Below are 7704 nucleotides of genomic sequence, written 5' to 3' on the forward strand. Positions count from 1 at the left end.
CCGGCGGACGGCTGACGGGATACTGTCCGGAATCTGGACGGCCGCCGGGGGCCGGGGCAGGACATCAAGTGGCCGCGCGGAGCGGGGCAAGGGCCGGCCGGGACGGTCGCCGGCGTGACACGGGGTTGCCCTACCGGCGGCGGGCCCTCTGGGCCGGGGGGCCTCCGGGGCGCGGGCGGGCGCAGGACATCCACCCCGGCGGGCCGACCCGCGGCCGGCCCGCCGCCCAGCAGACGTCAGGCGTCGTACGCGTGGAACCCGCGCCCGCTCTTGCGGCCCAGGAAACCGGCCTCCACCATGCGCAGCAGCAGGGAGGGCGGCGCGTACAGCGGTTCCTTCAGCTCTTCGTACATCGCTTCGGCCACCGAGACGATGACGTCCAGGCCGATCAGGTCGACCAGGGCCAGCGGGCCCATCGGGTGGCCGCAGCCGAGGACCATGCCGCGGTCGATCTCCTCGGCCGACGCGGGGCCCGACTCCAGCATCCGCACCGCGGCCAACAGGTAGGGGATCAAGAGGGAGTTGACGATGAACCCGGGCTGGTCCTGGGCCTGCACGACCTGCTTGCCGAGGGTGTGGGTGACCAGCGACCGCGTGCGGTCGAGAACGGCGGGCCGGGTGCGCAGCGAGGCGACCAGTTCGGCCAACGGCATCACCGGCACCGGGTTGAAGAAGTGCACGCCGAGCACGCGTCCCGGGTCGCGGACGCACTGGCCCAGCTTCATGATCGGGATCGAAGAGGTGGTGGAGGCGAGGACGGCGTCGGGGTCGGTGAGCACGGCGTCGAGTTCGCCGAGCACCTCCCGCTTGTCGGCCAGCGACTCGCGTACCGCCTCCAGGACGAACTGTCGGTCGCGCAGGTCCTTCAGGCTGGTGGTGAAGGTGACCCTGGACAGTGCGGCGTCCCGCTCCTCGGTGGTCAACTTGCCCTTCTTCAAGGCTCGTTCAAGGGAGTGGGCGAGTCGTTCGGTGGTCCGGGCGATGGCTGGTTCGCTGCGGGCCACGACGGTCACCTCCAACCCGGCCCGCGCGGCGACCTCGGCGAAGCCGGTGCCCATCGCCCCACAGCCGACGACGCCGACCCGGTCGATGCCGCTCACGGTGTGCTCCGCTCCGCCGCGGCGGGCGTCCAGCGCAGCAGGCAGCTCCCCACCGACATGCCGCCGCCGAAGGCCGACAGCAGCACCACGTCACCGGCGCCGATCGCGCCGGCGCGCACCGCGTCGTCCAGCGCCACCGGAACCGATGCACTGCCCGTGTTGCCGTACTTGCCGACGACCAGGTGGGTTCTGGCCCGGGTGAGGCCGCACCGCTCGGCGAGTTGGCCGAGGAGCACCCCGTTCGCCTGGTGCGGTACGAAGCAGTCGACGTCGGCGAGTTCGACGCCGGCCCGGGCGAGCAGCTTGTGCAGCATCGGCGGCACGTTGTCCATGACGAAGTCGCGCACCCCGCGGCCCTGCATGGTGAAGAAATGTTCACCGGCGGCGACGGTCTGCGCCGAGGTCGGCACCCGGCTGCCGCCGGCCGGCACCTTGATCAGGTCCTGCGCCTCGCCGTGCGTGCTCAGGGCGATGTCGATGATGCCCTGCCCTGCCGGCACCTCGCCGACGACCACGGCGCCGGCGCCGTCACCGAGCAGGACCGCGGTGCGCCGGTCGTCGTAGTTGAGGATGCGCGAGTAGACGTCGGCGCCGATGACCAGGGCGCGGGCGCCCGGGTTGGCCGTGACCAGGCCGCGTGCCAGTTCCAGCCCGTACACGAATCCCGCGCACACCGCGTTGACGTCGAAGCAGGCCGCGTTCTGCGCGCCGAGCAGGTGTTGCACCAGGCTCGCGGTGGGGGGTTGCGGGAAGTCGCCGGTCGAGGTGGAGACGATGATGTAGTCGATGCCGGCGGGGGTGAGGCCGGCCCGTTCGAGCGCCGCGCGTGCGGCCTTGGCGGCCAGGTCGGAGGTGGCCTCGTCGGCGGCTGCGTAGCGCCGGGTGTAGATGGCGGTGCGGCTCTCGATCCAGTCGACCGTGATGTCGGGTACGCGGGCGACGATCTCCTCGTTGTCCACTTCGCGCACGGGCAGGTACGAGCCCGTTCCCAGGATTCCGACGGCCGGTGCGGTGCTGTTCGTCATGGCGTTCACGCCACCCTTCCCCGGTCGGCGGTGTAGCCGCGCAGCGGATTGAGCCGGTCCACGCCGATCCGGGCGCGCCGTTCGGGGTCGGTGACGCCGAGCCCTTCCTCGGGGGCCAGACAGAGGACGGCGACCTTGCCGAGGTGTCGATTGGTCTGTACGAGTCGGGTTGCCTCGGCCGCCTCGGCCAGCGGGTAGACCGCGCTCAGGGTGGGCACGATGCGGCCCGAGTCGATGAGCCGGGCGCACTCCACCTGTTCCTGGAGGTTGGCGACATGGCTGCCGATCACGCGCTTGAGCTTCATCCACAGATAGCGGTTGTCGAAGACGTGCTGGTAGCCGGTGCTTGAGCCGCAGGTCACGACGGAGCCGCCGCGGCGCACCACGAACACCGAGATGCCGAAGGTGGCCCGCCCCACGTGCTCGAAGACGGCGTCCGGGTCACGTCCGATGTGGCCGCGGATGATCGAGCCGAGCCGCTTGCCGACCTCGATCGTCTGTTGCGGGTCGCCCGACGCGTCGTCGTCCAGACCGATGTCGGCGCGGGTGACGACCAGGTCGCAGCCGAGCCTGCGGACGGCTTCCGCCTTCGCCTCGGAGCCGACGACGCCGATCGGGATGCCGCCGCCGTTCTTGACGAACTGCACGGCGTACGCGCCGAGTCCGCCGGCCGCGCCCCAGACCAGCACCGCGTCACCCTGTTTGATCCGGGCCCCGTTGTCGCCGACCAGCATCCGGTAGGCGGTGCCCGCGCACAGGGTGTTGCAGGCGGCCTCCTCCCAGGTCAAGTGGGCTGGCTTGGGGACGAGTTGGCTGGCGCGGACCAGTGTGTAGTGGGCCAGGCCACCGAAGTTGGTCTCGAACCCCCAGGCCCGCTGTTCCGCGCCGAGCATGCCGTCGGCGTGGCTGGCCGGCTCCTGGTCGTCGACGTAGGCGGGGCTGACCACCACGTGGTCGCCGACCCGCCAGCGGCGTACTCCGGAGCCCAGCCGGACGATCACGCCGGCCGCGTCCGAGCCCACCACCTGGTGCGGCTGGTCGTGGCGGGTCGCCCAGCCGCCCTGGCGGGCGAACTGTTCCAGGAAGCGGAAGGTGGACAGCGGCTCGAACATGGCCGACCAGACGGTGTTGTAGTTGATCGCGCTCGCCATGACGGCGACGACGACCTCGTCCGGGGCGAGTTCGGGCATGGGCACCTGGCCGACCCGGAGCGACTTCCGGACGTCCTTGTCCGCAACGCCGCGGAACATGTCCGCGTCCTCCTTGCGGAGATAGGCCGCCTCATAGGCGTCGGGTAAGGCGTGGCGTTCGATCTCTTCGGGCGTCACGCCGCCGATCAGGGCGTCGGCCAGGGAGCTCATGACAACCTCTTTTCGTAGTCAGCGAGGTTCCTTGCACACCCCGGGCGGTTCCTGGTGCGCTGCGCGGTGCCGGTGGGCCGGCTCGGGGCGATCCGCGGGCACGGGCCCGCCGCTGCCGGTGGTGACCGCAGGCCACGTCGCTCGTGGGCCACCTGTCCGGCCGGTTGCCAGTGGCTCCGGTGCGGAGCGGGGGACGTCGCTGCCGTGCTGTCGGGATCGGAATTGCCCTGGTCCACTGGCGTGCCAGGTGCTGCCGGAAGAGCGGGGTCCCCATCGGGCGCGTCCCACACAACCACCGCCGCGATCGGCCGTCCAACGGTGTCCCGCTTTCGTGCCTGTTCGTACTCACACCCTTGCCCGATCTTCGCGACGGCCCACGGACCGGGTTGCGGGGGCATCAGGCGGGGCGCGCTCGGGCGAAGTGAATGGGGGGCGTCCGTTGCCGGGGTGGGTGGGCTGTGACGGCTGTGTCGAGGCGTCTGTGCTGGTGGCGCCCGCGCCGGTGGTGCCGGCGTGGTGGCGGCTGTGCCTGTGCCGACTGTGCCGAGGTGCCCGCGCCGTGGTGCCCGCGCTGGCGCCGGCCGTGCTGAGGTACCCGCGCCGGTGGTCCCCGTGCCGGAGTGGTCCGCGCCGGCAGCCCGCACCCGGGGCCTTCACACCCGCGGCGTACGCGACGGCAGCCGTCATCCTCGCGACGTACGCGATAGCACTCGTAACCCCCTCGGCATGCGCTTCAGCACCAGTGACCACCGTGGCGTACTCGGCAGCACCCGCATCCCGGCGTGTGCGGCAAGCGTGCCCGCGCCGCCAGCCCGGCACGCGACCTCAGCCAGTGCGCGGTGCCAACCCCATCCGCGGTGTCAACCCCATCCGCGATCTCCGCCCGGCCCGCGCCCTCAGCCCGGTACGAACGGCGAGAGCGCCCCGTCCAGCCAGGCGGTGGCGAGTTCGAGCCGGGAGCGGCAGCCGGTGCGCTCGAAGATGCTGGCCAGATAGGTTTCCACACTCTTCTCGCTGCGCGCGAGGACCGCCGCGATCTGCCGGTTGGTGCGGCCTTCGGCCACCAGCCTGACCACCCTGAGCTCCTGCGCGGTGAAGACCGACCGGCTGGCGCGGCGGCGCGGCACCGGCTGCCCGAGCGAGTCGGTGACCTCCACCAGGAGTTGCCTGGCTCGCCGCGCCGACAGCCGCTCGCACCACTCCCACGCCTCGGTCAGCCAGGTCGGGGAGCCGGTGGTGCGGGCCAGCCACAGGCTGGTGAGGAACGACAGGAGTTGGTCACCCTGCCAGGCGGGCAGGGCCCGGGCGGCCAGCGCGCTCTCCACGTCCTCGCGCACCACGGCCCGCGCCAGCAACAGCGCCACCTGGGTGTTCTGTGCGCCCACACAGGCGTGCAGTTCCTCAAGCGCCTCCAGCGCTTCGAGCCCGGCGCGGTGGTGGCCGCGCTGGACGGCGTAGATCGCCAGCCGCAGCAGCAGCCGCTCAAGACCGGCGAGGTGTCCGCCGGCGCGCAGCACCCGGTATTCGCGCCAGCCCTCCCGCCAGGCGCCGACCGCGTCCCCGTCGTCGTGCCGCAGCCCGGCCCTGGCCCAACTGGCCAGTGGGCCGCGGCCGTGCGGGGCGACGACGCCGCGCAACCAGTCGGCGGCCCGGCCGGTATCGCCCTGCCAGCGGCAGATCTCCGCCGCCAGGCTGCGGCTGTGGTCGTACAGCGGGCCGCCGCCGGTTCCCCTGGCGTACGTCTCGACCCGGCGGGCCAGCGTCAGCGCGGTCTCCCAGGAGCCGGTCAGATATTCGCGGACCAGTGCCTGGTAGAGGCGCAGCGGGCTGTCCTCGAAGCGGGCGCAGCGGTCGCCGAGTACCGCTTCGAAGGCGGTCGCCCAGTCGCCGAAGGCCGCGGCGCCGCGGAGTTGTTCGATGTCACGGGGCGGCGGCAGGCCGGCTTCGGCACGGAGCCTGCGGACGGCCAGCAGCCCGTGCTCGAACTCCTCGCGGGTTCCCAACGTGCCGGTGAGCAAGAGCATTTCGGCGGCTGCCGGGATCTGTGAAGCGGGCGGCTGGGCGAGCGGCACGGCGGTGGGGCGGGCCGGCTGGGCGACGTCGGGGAGCGGGTCGGCGGCGGGCGGGGGCGGCGGTTCGCCGCGCATCCGCAGGGCGAGCGCGATCAGCGCGGCGGCCGTCGGCACCCGCATGGCGGTACGGGCCGGTGGGCTGTCGTGGGCGACGACGTGGTTGCCGAGCCACTGTTCGTGCAGGGCGGCCAGGGCCCAGGCCGATGCGAGGTCGACGAGGTGTTCGCGGCGGGCCAGGGTGCGGTCGTTGCCGCCGGGCAGCAGTCCGGCGCCGAGGCCGAGCAGTCCGGCGGCGTCACCGTGGTCCAGCATCAGCCCGATGGCGCCGCGCAGGATTCCGGGCAAGCACTCGTCGTCGCGCGGGAGTTGGCACAGCAGGGCGAGGCAGGCGCGTGCGGTGCGCCGCTGGCTGCCGCCGTGGTCCCGGCGGACGGCGGCCAGCAGGAGTTCGGTGGAGAGCGAGACGGGCAGTTCACTGCCGGCGGCCAGCACGTGGTCACAGAGCCGCGGGTCGAGTGCACCGCCGCCCGCACCGGCCCGCCGCTTGGCGTTGAGCACCACCTGGGCGTGCAGCCTGGCCCCGTACCAGCGGGCCGGGGTGCGCTGGAGGGCCTGACCCAGTGCGGGCACGGCGCAGGACAGCCGCTGCCGGTCGTCGACGGTGACCAGGTGCCGGGCGACCAGGGTGTCGAGGACCTGGCCGACGTGGGCGACGGTGCCGCCGAGTTCCGGTGCCAGACCGAGGAAGTCGTCCACGGTGGTTTCGGCCACCGCGGTCAGCCGGGCCAGCAGCGCCAACGCATCGCCAGTGAAGGCGAGTTGGCTGATCGGTACGGTCTCGTCCGCGGCTTCGGCCGCGGGTTGCTCCGGGCTGCGTACGGGCAGCGCGATGACCAGCGCCCGGTCGGCCGGGCAGGCGTGCCCGTCCACGACGGTGAGCCGTTCCTCGCGCCAGAGGGCGGCGACCGTGGCGAGCACGGCCCGGGGGTTGCCCGCCAGCGTGCCCAGGGCCGTGCGGACCGCGGTGACCAGTTCGGGGGCGGCCGGCAGGCCGAGCCTGCGACCGGCCAGCGCGCCGGTCTGCGCCCAGGTCAACGGGGACAGTTCCAGGCTCTGGTCGGCGGCGGCGGCGAGCGTGGGCAGCACCTCGGCGGGCCCGTCCGGCGGGCACTGGCCGCACACGACGACGGGCACCCCGTCCGCCCGCAGCCCGCACAGCAGCGCGCCGAACACGCCTACGTCCTCGTCCGCCAGGTGGTGGACGTCATCCAGGACCAGGGATACCTGTCGGCTCTGCGCCACTTGCTGTAGCAGCGCCTGCGTATGGAGCATGAGCGGGAGATGGTGTCGGCGGTCTCCCGCAGCCTCGGCCCTGACCCGGCGTACGGCCTTGATCAGCGGCAGCGCGTCCCGGGCGCCGGCCTCCATCAGCAGCTCACACGTGCGGTCGGCGACCGTGCCGAGCCCGGCCCGGCCGGCTGCGGGCAGGTCGATGCGGAGCACCAGGACGCCGGCGCGGGAGGCGGCCTCGATGGCGGTTTCGGCCACCGTGGTCTTACCTATGCCCGGCTCACCGTGCAGCATCAACAGGCGCGCCGTGTCGCTGGCCCGCCGCAGCGCGGCGCTCACCTCGCGCACCTCCTCCCGGCGGCCGACGAGCGCCGTCTTGCCGTGGGCCGGCATCAGTTCGCACCACATCCCGCGAGGTTGACCTTGACGCTTTGGTCAAGATCTTCACTGATTAAGCACTCCCTTCACCATCCGCACCTTCATATGATTGGTCAACGGGGGGTGGCGCCTTTCGGCCTGCCTCGGTGAGGCGAGGGGGTGAGGGCGGCGAACCACGTCACGGGGCGTATCGGGGCCGTCGATACGGGGGCGCCGCCACGGGGCACGCCCCAACTCATTGGCCGGGACACGGTGGTTCAGCAACTGATCGACTGTGCAACGGCGTTGTCCGGACCCGCCGTCTGGCTGGTGCGCGGCGAGATCGGCATCGGCCGCAGTGCGGTGCTCGCCGCGCTGGCGGAGCGGGTGCGGGCCACCGGCGTCACCGTGCACGAGGTGGCCTGTCTGCCCCGCGACCACCACACCGCCTACCTGTTGGCGCACCGGCTGGTGATGGCCCTCTCGCCGACGGCCGCGC

General features: G+C 72.8%; 5 protein-coding genes. 1 reads left to right on the top strand and 4 read right to left on the bottom strand.

Annotated elements, in window-relative coordinates; genetic code table 11:
- Positions 1 to 236: 236 nt before the first annotated feature.
- The 4 genes from AAHZ94_RS24280 to AAHZ94_RS24295 all read right to left on the bottom strand — a co-directional run bounded on the left by AAHZ94_RS24280 (position 237) and on the right by AAHZ94_RS24295 (position 7256).
- A complete protein-coding gene (locus tag AAHZ94_RS24280) occupies positions 237 to 1100 on the bottom strand; it encodes a 3-hydroxybutyryl-CoA dehydrogenase (RefSeq protein WP_349995211.1) in 864 nt (287 codons plus the stop codon).
- Positions 1097 to 2125 (bottom strand): 3-oxoacyl-ACP synthase III family protein, encoded by a 1029-nt coding sequence (locus AAHZ94_RS24285; RefSeq protein ID WP_349995213.1) that lies wholly within the window; start codon positions 2123 to 2125, stop codon positions 1097 to 1099. The genes AAHZ94_RS24280 and AAHZ94_RS24285 overlap by 4 nt, the downstream gene beginning before the upstream one ends.
- Positions 2126 to 2130: 5 nt before the next feature.
- On the bottom strand, positions 2131 to 3486 hold the full coding sequence (gene ccrA / locus AAHZ94_RS24290; RefSeq protein ID WP_349995215.1) for a crotonyl-CoA carboxylase/reductase: 1356 nt from the start codon (positions 3484 to 3486) through the stop codon (positions 2131 to 2133).
- A gap of 896 nt (positions 3487 to 4382) precedes the next feature.
- Positions 4383 to 7256 (bottom strand): helix-turn-helix transcriptional regulator, encoded by a 2874-nt coding sequence (locus AAHZ94_RS24295; protein ID WP_349995217.1) that lies wholly within the window; start codon positions 7254 to 7256, stop codon positions 4383 to 4385.
- Positions 7257 to 7478: 222 nt separating this feature from the next.
- Between AAHZ94_RS24295 and AAHZ94_RS24300 the strand changes: the two genes are divergently transcribed.
- Positions 7479 to 7704, top strand: a 226-nt coding sequence (locus tag AAHZ94_RS24300) for a hypothetical protein (RefSeq protein ID WP_349995218.1), incomplete at its 3' end; no start/stop codon positions are given.

This window comes from Streptomyces sp. HSW2009 (genome assembly GCF_040240285.1).
Lineage (GTDB): Bacteria > Actinomycetota > Actinomycetes > Streptomycetales > Streptomycetaceae > Streptomyces.